This is a genomic window from Vibrio jasicida CAIM 1864 = LMG 25398 (assembly GCF_000400365.1).
Classification (GTDB): domain Bacteria; phylum Pseudomonadota; class Gammaproteobacteria; order Enterobacterales; family Vibrionaceae; genus Vibrio; species Vibrio jasicida.
On record NZ_BAOG01000093.1, the window covers coordinates 48,581 to 61,293 of the forward strand.

Consider the following 12,713-nt stretch of genomic DNA (forward strand, 5'->3'; position numbering starts at 1 on the left):
ATAATGGTTATCATTTACAGTGTTTTTAACTCTTATCTTATGAAAAGTGTGAGATCGTTTTGAACAGCCCTTTACACAGCCGTTACAATTGCTTTCGCATTCAATCCTTTATCTAAGTTGATCAACAATAATTGGCACGGCTCTTGGTTGATTTTTTCTCCGGTCCAAAAATCGTACCAATCGGTAGGTTGGTCAGCTGTGAGGGTAAATTCCATAGGTTCATCATTGGTGTAGTTAAACAAGCAATGTAGGTCATTCTTAGAGGTCAGCGGCAAAAATGCGTGATTTAAGCCTAACGCAGTAAACTTGGCAGCCTCTTGATTTCGACACTGGCGCAGCATTAGTTTAGAGAGTGTCTTACTCGCAAATGACGTAATCTCTGGCAAAGGATCACCAGAAAGCAGTAAGCCACCACAAGCTAATAGAGCATTGCGATGAAATTGGTAGTCTTCTCGGGAAGCGGCTTGGTTTGGAAGTGAAGTAAACGTCGCACAATCAGGGTCGATTTGCCACAACTTACGATGTTGCCAACTGCGGAAGAAAGTCTCTTTAGCGATTTGCTCAAAGCGATGACTATGGCGCTCGACATCGTCAGACACACGCATTGCATCGACTAAGCCCAAAGAAGGCCACATTGGCGCGTTACAGCCTAATAGCCATGCATCCCCTGCCCCTTTGGCGATCGCTTCCATCCCCATGCGGTAGGCTTCTACACCGGTTACGCCCGATTGACTGCGCTTACCTTTTAAAGTGCCCCAGTAGTTTGCGTCTAATTTGAATAGCTCAACACCCCACTCTTCTCGCATGACAGATACGACGTAAGTTAAGTGATCTTGAACTTCAGGGTTTGAAGTATCGAGAATGTACCAAGGTGTACAGCGCCAACCACCATAGGTGACATCTTCAGCTTTCAGGAGGTCTCCGTCTTCGTGACGCACAAACCATTCAGGATGCTTTTTGAAGATTTCTGATTCTGGTTGGGCAATGAATGGTGCCATCCAGATCGCGGGCTTCTTGCCCTTCGCGCGAATGTTATGAATAAGCTCTTTTACACCACCAGAGAACTTATCAGAAGGCGTTAACCAATCGCCCATGAAAGCTTGGTAGCCATCATCCAACAATACCCATTCAAGCTCAGACAGCTTATCTTGCATGCATTCAACGTTTTCTAGGACGTTATTTTCTGTCACTTCCGCATAATACGCATACCAAGAACACCACCCAATTGGCGCATCTTGTAAAACACCATTACGCACGGAGTGATGTTCTGCAATCATCTCACTGTATTCAGCGTAGAGTTCAGACAGAGAATCACCACGTAAAACGGCAACAGATTCAAGGGTATTGTGCGCCCAATCGGCCACTTGTGTCATTTCACCATCGAGAGCAGCAGATAGAATCCAATGATCACCATGTTGAACAACATCAAAATAACCCGCAAAACGATGACATGAGGTGAAACCAAACAAGGTATAGCCTGCAGCATCTTCTACAACGAGATAGTTGTAGTAACGTTTTGGCGCATGTTCCGGATAGATTCGATACGACGCATTGTTATCAGGACAGCGGCCAATATCGACGGGGTGAGAAATGGTGCCCGAAGTTTGAGCGAGCATCTGGAAGCCGTCACCAATAACGGTCGCTCCTTGCTCATACAAGAAAGGCATTTCAAATAGTACTTCTCGTTCGCTGTAGGTTTTGTTGTGAATCCCCGCAAACGAAAAGTGCAGTTGGTTACCAACGACTTCGAACTGAAGATCGTTATCCATCACCGTTATTTCAGTGTGATTGGCCAATTGAATGGTTTGAGCCATAGAAAATCTACTCACTTGATTATTATTGTGTTGTTTCCTTCATTATCCTTTGCTTCTCTCCCCCAAATCGTTATCAACGTCACGAATCGACATCGTTCCTAATTATATCAAATAAGTATTGAGAGAATGCTCACTGAAATTTTGGTTAAAAAAATACCAGCCCGAAGGCTGGTATTTCATTTAAAGCTTAGTGCTGTTATTAAGCAACTTCGATTGGACCACCGAATGAAGTCACTGGTGGAACTTTACCAGTGAATTTCTCGAAGTCTACGATACATGTGTTCGCAGAAGTCGCCTGTGCTAGCTCAGAAGAACCGATATCTTGAGTTAGTGTGTTAGGGTCACCGTAAGTACAGATTGCACCTACTTTCTCGTTTAGAGGACCGTACCATGCACCTTCTTCGATACGCACAACACCACGTGGGTAGCTGTCTGTTAGAACCGCACCAGCAAGAAGTTGACCACGGTCGTTAAATACACGTACCAAGTCACCGTCTTTAATGCCTTTTGCTTTCGCATCAGCTGGGTTGATGTATACAGGCTCGCGACCTTGAACAGCGTAAGTAGCACGGAAATCTTCAGATTCACACATCTGAGAGTGCAGACGCTTGTCCGGGTGGCAAGATTGTAGCCAGTACGGGTGTTTGTCAGAGCCAGGACCACCGTGTGAACGTTCTGATTTCTCGAACCACATTGGGTGTTCTTGACAATGTTCGTAACCGTAACGACCGATCTTACGAGAAGTGATCTCGATGAAGCCAGAAGGCGTACCCAGTGGGTTGATTTCTGGATCTTTACGGAAGTCAGCGTGACGAACCCAAGGCTTACCTTCACCGAAGTCTAGTACGCTTTGTTCCCAGAACTCTTCAAATTCTGGCATCTCGAACTTACCGTCGTTCGCTTTCTTACAATCGTTGTACAGGCTACGGATCCATTCCATTTCGCTCATACCACGAGTGTACTCGTCGCGACGACCAAAGCGTTGAGTCAACTCGCTCATGATTTGGAAATCTGGCTTAGATTGGAACAATGGATCCACTAGGCGGTGCATAGCAACCAAACCTTTATTCGAGTATGAACCGTATACGTCAATATCGTTACGTTCCCACTGAGTACATGCTGGTAGAACGATGTCAGAGAAACGACAAGTCGCCGTCCAAGCAAACTCAATAGTTACCACAGTCTGAAGCTTTTGGAATGCTTGCTTCATGCGGTTACGATCTTGGTGGTGGTGCCATGGGTTATTACCTGAGATCACCATCATCTTGAAGTCTGGAAGCTTAACTTTACCACCGTTGTAGTTGATTTCTTTACCTGGCTCTAGAAGACAGTCGATCCAACGTGCAACAGGGATAGTACGGCTGTAACCGTTAAAGTCGTTGTTATCCCACTTCGGTTTCATACCTGTGTCTAGGTTACGAGGGAAGCCACCAGGGCCCGCGAAACCAGTTGAAGGAACACCGATACTTGAGTAGTGGTGACCGTAAGAGATACCGCCACCTGGTAGACCGATTTGGCCAACCATTGCTGCCACAACTGCAGCTGCCCAGTATGGTTGTTCACCGTGCTCTTGACGCTGGATACACCAACCCATCAGGATTTGTGTACGGCCGTTTACTAACATGCGTGCGAATTCACGAATCTTGTCCGCTTTCACACCACAGATAGGTGCAGCCCACTCAGGCGTCTTAACAACTTTATCTTTCGTTTCACCTTGAACGTACTTGATGAAGTCTTCAAAACCTAGGCAGTAAGTCTCGATGAACTTCTTGTCGTATAGGTCTTCATTGTACAACACGTGCGCAACAGCAAGCATAAATGCTACGTCTGTTAGCGGGTTGATGTACAAGTGGTCATTTTCAAGGTAACGCTGAGTCTTGTTCTTCACTGGGTCTACAGATAGAACGTTGATCTCACCTTTCGCTACTTTTTCTTTCAGTTGCGCTAGGTACTTAAATGACTCGTGCGTTTCACAGTTCCAACCTACCTGTAGGTTTTTCACTGGGTCGTTTGCCCAAAGAACGATGTTGTCTGAGTTCTCTAGGATTTCAGACCAAGACGTACCTTGTGCGTATACTTCTGTAGAACCAAGTACGTAAGGCATGATGGTTTGACCCGCACCAGTAGAGTAGTCACCTACTTTAGTGATGAAGTTACCGTGCATACCTACCGCACGTTGCATGTGTGCAGTACAGTTGTTGAACGCACCAGTTTGGTTCCAACCTGTTTGACCTGCGTGTAGAGCCCATGGACCGTATTCTTTTTGAACACGCTCTAGCTCACGGTAGAACAGGTCTAGAGCTTCATCCCATGTAACACGGATGAAACGGTTGTTACCACGCGTTTCCGCGCTGTATTTGTGCTTTTTAAGCCAATCTAGACGAACCATTGGGTAACGAACACGTGATGGGCTGTAAATGATGCCCTTGATGCCGTTCAACATTTCTGTTGGGTTCTTATCTAGTTCTAGCGGTTTGATCTCTTGAACTTTACCCGCGTAGATGTGGGCGCGGAACGCGCCCCAGTGTGAACCTGTTACTTTCCAAGTACCCGTAGTCTCAGCTGCATTTGCAGATGCTGAAGCCAATAAGCTTGGACCGATAACTGACGCTGCACTTGTGGTTGCTACACCTTTAAGAAAACTTCTTCGTGTAATAGCCATTTAATTTACTCCAATCCGACGCTTATTAGTGGTGGCCTTCAGCATAATCTGAAGAGTGCTTCTGTAGGTACTTCAAGATCAGTGCTTCACTGTCTGTATCTAGGTTAACGAACGCTAGCATACCGTCAAACATACCTGGCCATGTATTCGCATCGAAGTGCGCTTCAGCTGGTTGTGTGTGACATACTGAACAGTTTGTTTTGTATGCTTCTGCTGATTTTTCCCATACAGGCGTGATGTCGTTCAGCATAGATTCTTTCTTGATCCATACTTTCGCAGCCACTTTTTCCCAAGGAAGACCTGTTAGCTCATCCACTTTCTTCTCACCAGCCGTTACAACGTCAGCGTCTGTTGCAGCGTCTTTAAGTAGAGAAGCTACTGCGATGTTTTTACCGAAGTCTTCTTGGATTACACGACCAAAGCCTTTCGCTTTACGCCAGCCGTCGATTTCGATTTCAACGTAGTCGCCTTTTTCTTCAAGAACTTTCACTGTTGATGCTGGGTTTAGAAGACCTGCTTCTTTCGCACCTTTATCGTCGAAGTAGATTGGTAAGTGACGAACACTTACTAGCTCCTGACCTACACCGTAATCTGTGTTAGATGCCATACCTTCTAGGTCACCAACAATACCACCGATGCTGTCCATACCAGCTGGAAGTTTGTGCGCGATGCCTTTGTGACAGTCAACACAGCTCTGATCTTTTTCAGCAGCTTGTTTCATTTGGATACGAGCTGTTGGAGACATTTGCTCGAAATCCATAGAGTCGTAGTTGTGACAGTTTTTACACTCTAGAGATTTGTTTGCAGAGAAACGATCCCATTCGTGTTTAGCAAGTTCGATACGGCGCTCTTCAAAAACACCTGGTTCATCGTAGTTACCAAATACTTGTGCAAATACTTCTTTAGACGCTTGCATTTTACGAGCGATCTTATCTGTCCAGTTATGAGGAACGTGACAGTCAGGACAAGTTGCACGAACACCAGAGTGGTTTTTCCAGTGAACAGTGTCTTGTAGTTCAACGTATACGTTGTCACGCATTGTGTGACAGCTGATACAGAATTCTTCTGTGTTGGTTGCTTCTAGGGCTGTGTTAAAGCCACCCCAGAAAATAACACCAGCGATGAAACCGCCCATAGTCAGCACACCAAGGCTGATATGAACTGCCGGGCGCGTCATAGTACGCCACAGTTTAATGATTAATGATTTCATTATTTGCTCTCTTAAAATCTTTTCTAAAATGTGGTTATGAGCTCACTGGCTTACATGCCGTGCGCACCTGGGGGACCAAAGAAGAACACTTGAAGTGCCCAAACAATAAATCCGTAGCCACCTACGAAAGCCACACTCAGAATTGGGAAGAGAACAACTGCAATGAAGAGGAAAGACTTCCACTCCAGTGAGCGTTTTTCACCACTCTCAATTTTGTTAACATCACTCATACATTTGCCTATTTTGTATCTAGTGTTATTGGAAAGCCTGTCTTACCAAGCTTAAGTTTTTTACAATCTCTATTGGAAAATGTTAGACCATACTATCAGTAAGGTTCAATCAAATCTGACGCTTCATACCTTGTTATCCAACACTTTTTTGAGCTCATCCAGAGATGTGTTTGATTGATATTCTTTATTTAAAATTATTAACAGATGTGAAAAAATAAGTCTTTTGCAACCTTGTTAAAGATACAACATAAAGATAACTTTGTTTACATTTAAATGGATTTTTTCGTGCTACTAAACCGCTATTTTTTCGACTAAAGACAATACCTTGTGAACGTTATGTTAAGAAAAATTCACAGAATCCGACTGACTTTTTTGTCGATAAGTTTGCAAAAAAACAGAGCTTAGCAATTCATAAACCCATACTACTTCGTTAGAATCAAAGCGTTGTTTTTGGGGGAACATTTATGAATCAAGTTGTAGATATTAATTGGTTTGAGCTCGCACTTTTTAGTTTGATCCTTATTGTTCCCTTTGCCATTAATACTCGATACAAATTAGGCATAGCCAAAGACACTGCCATCAGTATTGCCCGTATGACCGTACAACTGCTCTTAGTGGGTGTATATCTTGAGTACCTATTTAAACTGAATAGCTTAACTGTGAATCTTGTCTGGTTGTTGGTCATGATTGTCGTTGGGGCGAGTTCGATTGTAGGCAAAGCGAACCTTCCCAAAAGACCGCTAATGCTCCCTCTCATCACAGGCTTAACGTGCAGCCTTTTTCCCCTACTCGCGGGCATAATCTTAGGCTTGGTAAAACCGGTCCCCTTCTACAACGCCCAGTACTTAATTCCTTTAGCTGGCATGCTGTTAGGGAACAGTTTGAGTAGTAATATTGTTGCTTTGCAAAACCTATTCACTGCGTTTGAACAACGAAAATCCGAGTACGAAGCCGCTATCTCACTTGGCGCTTCACCAAAATACGCGTCATTCCCTTTCCTTCAAGAAGCACTACGTAAGTCGCTTGCCCCAATCCTCGCCTCTATGGCAACAACGGGGTTAGTGACCCTTCCAGGGATGATGACAGGCCAAATCCTTGGTGGAGCTAGCCCAATGGTGGCAATTAAGTATCAATTGATAATCATGTTGGCGATTTTCGTCATGCTAAGTGTGTCTGTTGCGATTACATTGGAAATGACATTGAGCTGTGTACAAACAAGAGAAGGTCGCGTGAAAGTTAAGTTTATCAACAAGGATTAACTAGTCGAATGGCGAATACATGACCACATAAGCGTCTCATTTTATGAATTTTTCTTGTTCCAAAAAGATACACACGATCTTTAAGACAGGTTATCCACAGAAAATGTGGATAAACCACTAAAACCCATAAGCAACCAGAAACATAACATCAATTAGAGGCCATTATCTCCCACGCCCCCAAATGGTCATAAAGCAGTCATTCAACTGACATATGGAGACTCTAGAGTGCAGTTAACCACAAAGGGAGGAGTCACTATGGATAAGTTAATCATGCAGGAAAACGCAGACGAATTGCTGTCAGATTCACCAGTGGACTGGTTGGTACAAGAGCCAGGAGAAATAACGTCTCACTGGAATCCGAAGGAGTTTGGTATTAACGAAGAGTTAATCTAACCCTTTCAAACGGCAGATAAAAGAAAGGCAAGCCCAAGTTGACTTGCCTTTTTCAATTCTATTTAAGGTGCTTATCTTCATCGCGTAGATAAATCATCCAATACCACATGCCTACGAAGACACCGCCACCAATGATATTGCCAATCGTTACAGGAATAAGATTGTTCATGATAAAGCCAACCATATTCAAATCTGCATAATCTGCGATATTCGCGCCTGTCATTTGCCAGAACGATTCTGGAGCGAAGTATTTAATACCAATCGCCATCGGCACTTGGAACATATTTGCAATACAGTGTTCAAAACCTGCTGATACAAACATCGCTACAGGCAGAATCATAACGGCAATTTTGTCTGTTAGCGTACGACCACTGAAGGTCATCCAAACCGCGATACAAACTAAAACGTTACACATGATGCCCAGCGCAATCGCTTGGAAGAAGCCATGATGCAGTTTGTGCTGAGAAATAGCCATCGCATTCAGACCTACTTGGCCACCATCGAACATATATTGCTTAGTGATCAACATACATACCACCAGCAATATTGCGCCAACCATGTTACCGAAGTACACAACCAGCCAGTTCTTCATTAAGGCTTTCCATGAAATCTTGCCGCTGGCGCGTGCAACCAGTGTGAGTACAGAACTGGTAAACAACTCACCACCTGTCACCACGACTAGAATAAGACCAAGACTAAAAGCCAAACCACCGATTAAGCGAGTAATACCCCAAGGCATATCACCCCCACCAGTGGTAACGGTTGTATAGAAAATGAAAGCGATACCGATATGAAGACCTGCTGAAATAGCGAGCAGAAAAGACTTCATTGGGGCTTTAGTCGCTTTGCCAACACCTACTTCGGCGGCACGTTCAGCAGCCTGAGGTGGTAAGAGTGAGTCAAACTGATTGAAGTTCATGGAAGTGTAACATTTAGAAACAATTAACGAGGCGCGGATAATCGCTCCATTTCCAGAGTTTTTCAAGGGCTATTTTTCATGTTTACTAAATTTGTTGTTGCCGAGAGAGTGATCGATAAAACTCAACTATGAGTTCTTGTCTTAACCATCATTAATATTTGGGAGCGATGTTTACCATCGAATAAAAATTCCGCGTTATATCAGGCCGATAGCGCCACACTTAACACTTCTCACGGTTTTCTATTGCTCAACCTAAGTTTTCAGACTAGCTTGGATAAAAAAGCACAAAGGAATTACCTATGAAATATTCAGCTGACCACATCGCCGAACTGAACCTACTTCTTCAATTCGACTTAACCAGTGCAGCTACGGGCATTAAAGTCCATAAAGAAGCTTCAGAAGACATGCAGGCAGCGGTTGCCCGCCTATACGAAAAACAACTATGCACTCAGCCTGATGGTGGTTATTTAACCGACGAAGGAATCGAAGTTGCAGAACATGCCGACAAGATCCTTCGAGTTCTTTCAGCAGAGTAATCTCACAAGTTTGTTCCAATCTTCTTAGTAAAAAGCCACCCTTTTCGGTGGCTTTTCTGTTTTTGTCATTCGTTCTGAATTCTTATTGGGCGATCAGCTTTTTCATTTTGCCGTAAGGTTTGACCTTGTCATAAACCCAATTAAAGCCAGTTGCATAAAACAAAAAGAAGATTAAGAATCCAGCTTCTAATGCGAGTGCTTGCAGCAATGTAATTTGTAAGAACCACGCAATGACCGGAATGGTGATAAATATCAACCCACCTTCAAATCCAACCGTGTGACCAATACGCACCATTAAACTTCTTTCTTCTCGGTTTGACCCAAACCATTTGTCAAAATACAAATTGTAAATGTAATTCCAGACTACCGTATACAAGCTCAACCCAATACCAACGACAGCCAAATCGCTTGAACCTTTCCCTGTGACAAGTGAAGCCGCTGGGATAATCATCGCCAATGCAAACAGCTCAAATAGGATAGCGTGAAAGATACGTTCGTTACGTGCCATGTGTTTTTACCTAAATTGTTCTACTCAATGGCTGACATTTTATCTATCATCTAGATAAGTAAAAGTTAGATACCATCGGTAAAAACGATATGTTTACTATTGAACAACTACAGGCCTTTGTCGCAACTTCTGAAGCAGGATCTTTCTCTGCAGCTGCACGAAAACTTGGACGAGCTCAGTCCGTGGTAAGCCAACACGTGATGAACATGGAGCTCGATTGTGGCGTCGACCTGTTTGATAGAACAGGACGCTACCCAAAACTCACCGAAAAAGGCCATGAACTTTTGCCCTACGCGTTAGCCACCATCAGTCAACTCGACCGACTGAATAACAAAGCATCTCAATTGTTTTCACCACACGCGACGCAGTTTATTCTTGCGGTTGACGAAGGTATCCCTCTGACTAACCTACCCCAAGCACTCAAAAATCTAGAGCAACAATTCCCATATATCCAAGTTGAATGTTTAACAGGCTCCAGCCCAGATATCATCGAACTCGTTAAATCAGGTCGAGCAACCACAGGTATTATTCTCAGCGACTTACAAATGCCACAGAATATCGATTACTCAAACCTAGGTAATATCGGTTTTGACGTTTTTGTTTCTTCCCAGCATCCTTTAGCGAAACAAAAAGTGCGTCATATCGATGAGTTAAAGCAACATAGACAACTGGTTATACGTTCAAAAAATACCGATACGAGCGGACTCAATCAGGCGGTTAGCCCAGATATCTGGTACGCTGATAATTATTACATCTTATTAGAACTGGCAAATAAGGGATTTGGTTGGTGTTTTCTTCCAAACCATTTGGTGTCACATGCACCCAATACGCTGATCAAAATTGGCGAAGAATTCACAAAACTGGCATGGCAAGTCAACATCGATCTGATACAACATCAGAAATGGCACTCCGATCCTCTACACCAACAAGCCAGATTAGAATTACAAACCCTGTTTGAATCTTAATCAGGGATGAAGAAGTAGGAACTTACAGATGGCAAATACATTGATCGTCGGCGCAGGCTGGTTAGGCACACCACTTGCACAAACGCTTATTGACCAAGGACATCAAGTTATCGTCACTCGACGCAGCCAAACTCGATTGGATGAGTTTCCAATACCTTCCGTTCAAACTGCTCTGCTCGATCTCAATGAACCGAACTCTGAGCAGCGACTCATTGATATCATCAAACAGCACCATATCGAACGTATTGTCGGCGCTTTCCCTCCTGGCTTTCGTAAAGGAAATGGGCAAGAGTACGCACAGCAATGGCATCGCTTAAGTAAAGCGGTAAAAGTGAGTAGCGTTGAAAAGATTTTGATGGTCAGCTCAACGACGGTATACCCAAACCTAGCCGTCGATATGAAAGAAGAAGACGCCACATTGGCATTGGCCCAGACGAAAGAACACTTCTCTGACAACGCCCGCATTATGCTACAAGCTGAGCAATACGTGATTGATTCCGGTATCGATTACGCAATCGTCCGTTGTAGTGGTTTAATCGGCTCTGACCGCCACCCTTCTCGCTTTGCACTGCGATTGAAACAAGTGAGCCGTAAAGCCCCTGCGAATATGGTGCATCAAAACGATGCTGTGGCGGCAACGGCTTTCGCTCTCAATCAAATCAGCAATGAAGTTGTGAACGCCACAACGCCGAATACCGTCAGCAAAGCCGAATTTTACCAAGCGGCCATTACAAGAAGTGATTTAGATATTGCCCTCCCACCAGTCACTGAAACTGCCGATAAACGAATCCTTGCTGACAAGCTTATTGCGCTTGGCTACCAGTTCCAATTCAACTCAACGCTGGATGCACTATGAAACTCTATCAACACATCGAAACCTTGTGGGACTACATGCAGCTTAAACATGACTTAAAATCGGCTGACTGCTTGTTTGTTATGTGCAGTAATGACCTGCGTGTTGCTGAATACGCCGCTAAGCTTTACCACCAAAAACTTGCGCCCTTGATTGTGTTTTCTGGAGGTGAAGGGCGATTTACAGATGGCTTGTTTGAGAAAAGCGAAGCCGAAACCTTTGCTGAAATTGCGAGAATCGCTGGCGTCCCAAGTGAGTCCATTGTAGTAGAGACAAAATCGAGCAACAGCGGCGAGAATGTTCGATTCACTGAACAGTTGTTGATAGAAAAAGGGATCAGCTGTGATTCTCTGATTCTAGTTCAGAAGCCATTTATGGAAAGACGCGCCATCGCCACTTTCGAAAAACAGTGGCAATCTTCATATTCACAACTACTAGTGACCTCAACCGCACATCCTTTCTTTGAATACATCAATGAAGACATGCCGTTGATGATGGTTTTAGCCGCGTTAATGGAAGATTTCTCTAGGATTAAAACCTACCCAGAAAAAGGCTTTCAAACCGAGCAAGAAATTCCTGCTCACGTTGAATCCTCTTATCAAGCACTGCAAGAAAAGTTTGAATTTGGTCTAGTGTAATCCTTCACTCAACCACCTGCTAACAAACAATAAAAAAGCCACCAAATCTGGTGGCTTTCTCTTATCAAGAGCCGTTTACTTGCCAAGTGCTTCTTTGTAGTGTTGGCGACAAACCGAGACATAGCTGTCATTCCCACCAATAGCAACTTGATCGCCTTCTTTGATAGCAACGCCGCTTTCGTCAGTACGAATCACCATATTTGCTTTACGGCCACAGTGACAGATAGTTTTTAATTCGACCAATTTGTCAGCCCAAGACAATAGGTACTTGCTGCCTTCAAAAAGTTCGCCAAGAAAATCGGTACGAAGGCCATAACAAAGTACTGGAATATGAAGCTTATCAACCACCTCAGTTAGTTGGTAAACCTGTTCTTTTGACAAGAACTGACATTCATCAACCAAAATACAGTGGCGTTTTTCCACTTCATTCAGTGCAGCGATTTCTTGATATAAGTTGGAATCATGACGGAACAGCTGTGCGTCTGATTGCAAACCAATACGTGAACTTACCTTGCCAACACCGTAGCGATCATCAAGTGCCGCAGTGAAAATCACTGGCGTCATACCGCGCTCTTGGTAGTTGAAAGAAGATTGAAGAAGAGTCGTTGATTTACCCGCGTTCATCGCCGAGTAATAGAAATACATCTGAGCCACAGAGCACTACCTTCGTTAAAGTTTAGAATTTATAAAAGCTTGTAAAGAAAAGGGCTGAATCATCAGCCCCTT

13 protein-coding genes are annotated in these 12,713 nt (G+C 43.9%); 6 read left to right on the forward strand and 7 right to left on the reverse strand.

Annotation, left to right across the window (positions count from 1 at the left end; translation table 11 throughout):
* Positions 1 to 71 precede the first annotated feature (71 nt).
* From VJL_RS21735 to torE, 4 genes are all read right to left on the reverse strand, one after another.
* Positions 72 to 1,814 carry a glycoside hydrolase family 36 protein gene (locus tag VJL_RS21735; RefSeq protein ID WP_038881434.1) on the reverse strand — a complete coding sequence of 581 codons (1,743 nt, stop codon included), beginning with the start codon at positions 1,812 to 1,814 and terminating at the stop codon, positions 72 to 74.
* 199 nt (positions 1,815 to 2,013) lie between these two features.
* Positions 2,014 to 4,476 (reverse strand): trimethylamine-N-oxide reductase TorA, encoded by a 2,463-nt coding sequence (gene torA / locus VJL_RS21740; protein ID WP_038873657.1) that lies wholly within the window; start codon positions 4,474 to 4,476, stop codon positions 2,014 to 2,016.
* A 25-nt stretch (positions 4,477 to 4,501) separates the two neighbouring features.
* Positions 4,502 to 5,686, reverse strand: a complete 1,185-nt coding sequence (gene torC / locus VJL_RS21745) for a pentaheme c-type cytochrome TorC (RefSeq protein ID WP_038873660.1) — start codon at positions 5,684 to 5,686, stop codon at positions 4,502 to 4,504.
* Positions 5,687 to 5,736: 50 nt separating this feature from the next.
* Positions 5,737 to 5,916 (reverse strand): trimethylamine N-oxide reductase system protein TorE, encoded by a 180-nt coding sequence (gene torE / locus VJL_RS21750; RefSeq protein WP_005450728.1) that lies wholly within the window; start codon positions 5,914 to 5,916, stop codon positions 5,737 to 5,739.
* A 464-nt stretch (positions 5,917 to 6,380) separates the two neighbouring features.
* Between torE and VJL_RS21755 the strand changes: the two genes are divergently transcribed.
* Both VJL_RS21755 and VJL_RS29185 read left to right on the forward strand, forming a co-directional pair.
* Complete coding sequence (locus VJL_RS21755; protein ID WP_038873662.1) at positions 6,381 to 7,175, forward strand: ABC transporter permease; 795 nt, start codon at positions 6,381 to 6,383, stop codon at positions 7,173 to 7,175.
* Positions 7,176 to 7,430: 255 nt separating this feature from the next.
* Positions 7,431 to 7,568, forward strand: coding sequence for a hypothetical protein (locus VJL_RS29185; RefSeq protein ID WP_095759865.1), 138 nt, complete (start codon positions 7,431 to 7,433; stop codon positions 7,566 to 7,568).
* Between the two features lie 58 nt (positions 7,569 to 7,626).
* Here the strand turns inward: VJL_RS29185 and focA are convergent, their stop codons facing one another.
* Positions 7,627 to 8,487 carry a formate transporter FocA gene (gene focA / locus VJL_RS21760; protein ID WP_038881436.1) on the reverse strand — a complete coding sequence of 287 codons (861 nt, stop codon included), beginning with the start codon at positions 8,485 to 8,487 and terminating at the stop codon, positions 7,627 to 7,629.
* 299 nt (positions 8,488 to 8,786) lie between these two features.
* On the opposite strand from focA, the gene VJL_RS21765 reads away from it, so the two are divergent.
* Positions 8,787 to 9,023: a TIGR02647 family protein gene (locus VJL_RS21765; protein ID WP_038873668.1), complete on the forward strand. Its 237-nt coding sequence runs from the start codon at positions 8,787 to 8,789 to the stop codon at positions 9,021 to 9,023.
* 82 nt (positions 9,024 to 9,105) lie between these two features.
* Here VJL_RS21765 and VJL_RS21770 read toward each other — a convergent pair whose 3' ends face one another.
* The gene (locus VJL_RS21770; RefSeq protein ID WP_038867149.1) at positions 9,106 to 9,531 is read right to left on the reverse strand and encodes a PACE efflux transporter; all 426 of its coding nucleotides are present in this window, start codon (positions 9,529 to 9,531) and stop codon (positions 9,106 to 9,108) included.
* An 89-nt stretch (positions 9,532 to 9,620) separates the two neighbouring features.
* On the opposite strand from VJL_RS21770, the gene VJL_RS21775 reads away from it, so the two are divergent.
* The 3 genes from VJL_RS21775 to VJL_RS21785 are packed head-to-tail and all read left to right on the forward strand — an operon-like array spanning position 9,621 to position 11,987.
* The gene (locus VJL_RS21775; protein ID WP_038867146.1) at positions 9,621 to 10,496 is read left to right on the forward strand and encodes a LysR family transcriptional regulator; all 876 of its coding nucleotides are present in this window, start codon (positions 9,621 to 9,623) and stop codon (positions 10,494 to 10,496) included.
* A gap of 28 nt (positions 10,497 to 10,524) precedes the next feature.
* Positions 10,525 to 11,352, forward strand: coding sequence for an NAD(P)H-binding protein (locus tag VJL_RS21780; RefSeq protein WP_038867144.1), 828 nt, complete (start codon positions 10,525 to 10,527; stop codon positions 11,350 to 11,352).
* On the forward strand, positions 11,349 to 11,987 hold the full coding sequence (locus VJL_RS21785; protein ID WP_038881439.1) for a YdcF family protein: 639 nt from the start codon (positions 11,349 to 11,351) through the stop codon (positions 11,985 to 11,987). The genes VJL_RS21780 and VJL_RS21785 overlap by 4 nt, the downstream gene beginning before the upstream one ends.
* Before the next feature lie 75 nt (positions 11,988 to 12,062).
* On the opposite strand, the gene VJL_RS21790 is transcribed toward VJL_RS21785, so the two are convergent.
* The gene (locus VJL_RS21790) at positions 12,063 to 12,641 is read right to left on the reverse strand and encodes a thymidine kinase (protein WP_038867139.1); all 579 of its coding nucleotides are present in this window, start codon (positions 12,639 to 12,641) and stop codon (positions 12,063 to 12,065) included.
* Positions 12,642 to 12,713: the final 72 nt, after the last annotated feature.

Coding starts and splice junctions, on each gene's coding strand:
- VJL_RS21735 (WP_038881434.1), bottom strand. CDS start 1,814: ATGGCTCAAACCATTCAATTGGCCAATCACACTGAAATAACGGTGATG.
- torA (WP_038873657.1), bottom strand. CDS start 4,476: ATGGCTATTACACGAAGAAGTTTTCTTAAAGGTGTAGCAACCACAAGT.
- torC (WP_038873660.1), bottom strand. CDS start 5,686: ATGAAATCATTAATCATTAAACTGTGGCGTACTATGACGCGCCCGGCA.
- torE (WP_005450728.1), bottom strand. CDS start 5,916: ATGAGTGATGTTAACAAAATTGAGAGTGGTGAAAAACGCTCACTGGAG.
- VJL_RS21755 (WP_038873662.1), top strand. CDS start 6,381: ATGAATCAAGTTGTAGATATTAATTGGTTTGAGCTCGCACTTTTTAGT.
- VJL_RS29185 (WP_095759865.1), top strand. CDS start 7,431: ATGGATAAGTTAATCATGCAGGAAAACGCAGACGAATTGCTGTCAGAT.
- focA (WP_038881436.1), bottom strand. CDS start 8,487: ATGAACTTCAATCAGTTTGACTCACTCTTACCACCTCAGGCTGCTGAA.
- VJL_RS21765 (WP_038873668.1), top strand. CDS start 8,787: ATGAAATATTCAGCTGACCACATCGCCGAACTGAACCTACTTCTTCAA.
- VJL_RS21770 (WP_038867149.1), bottom strand. CDS start 9,531: ATGGCACGTAACGAACGTATCTTTCACGCTATCCTATTTGAGCTGTTT.
- VJL_RS21775 (WP_038867146.1), top strand. CDS start 9,621: ATGTTTACTATTGAACAACTACAGGCCTTTGTCGCAACTTCTGAAGCA.
- VJL_RS21780 (WP_038867144.1), top strand. CDS start 10,525: ATGGCAAATACATTGATCGTCGGCGCAGGCTGGTTAGGCACACCACTT.
- VJL_RS21785 (WP_038881439.1), top strand. CDS start 11,349: ATGAAACTCTATCAACACATCGAAACCTTGTGGGACTACATGCAGCTT.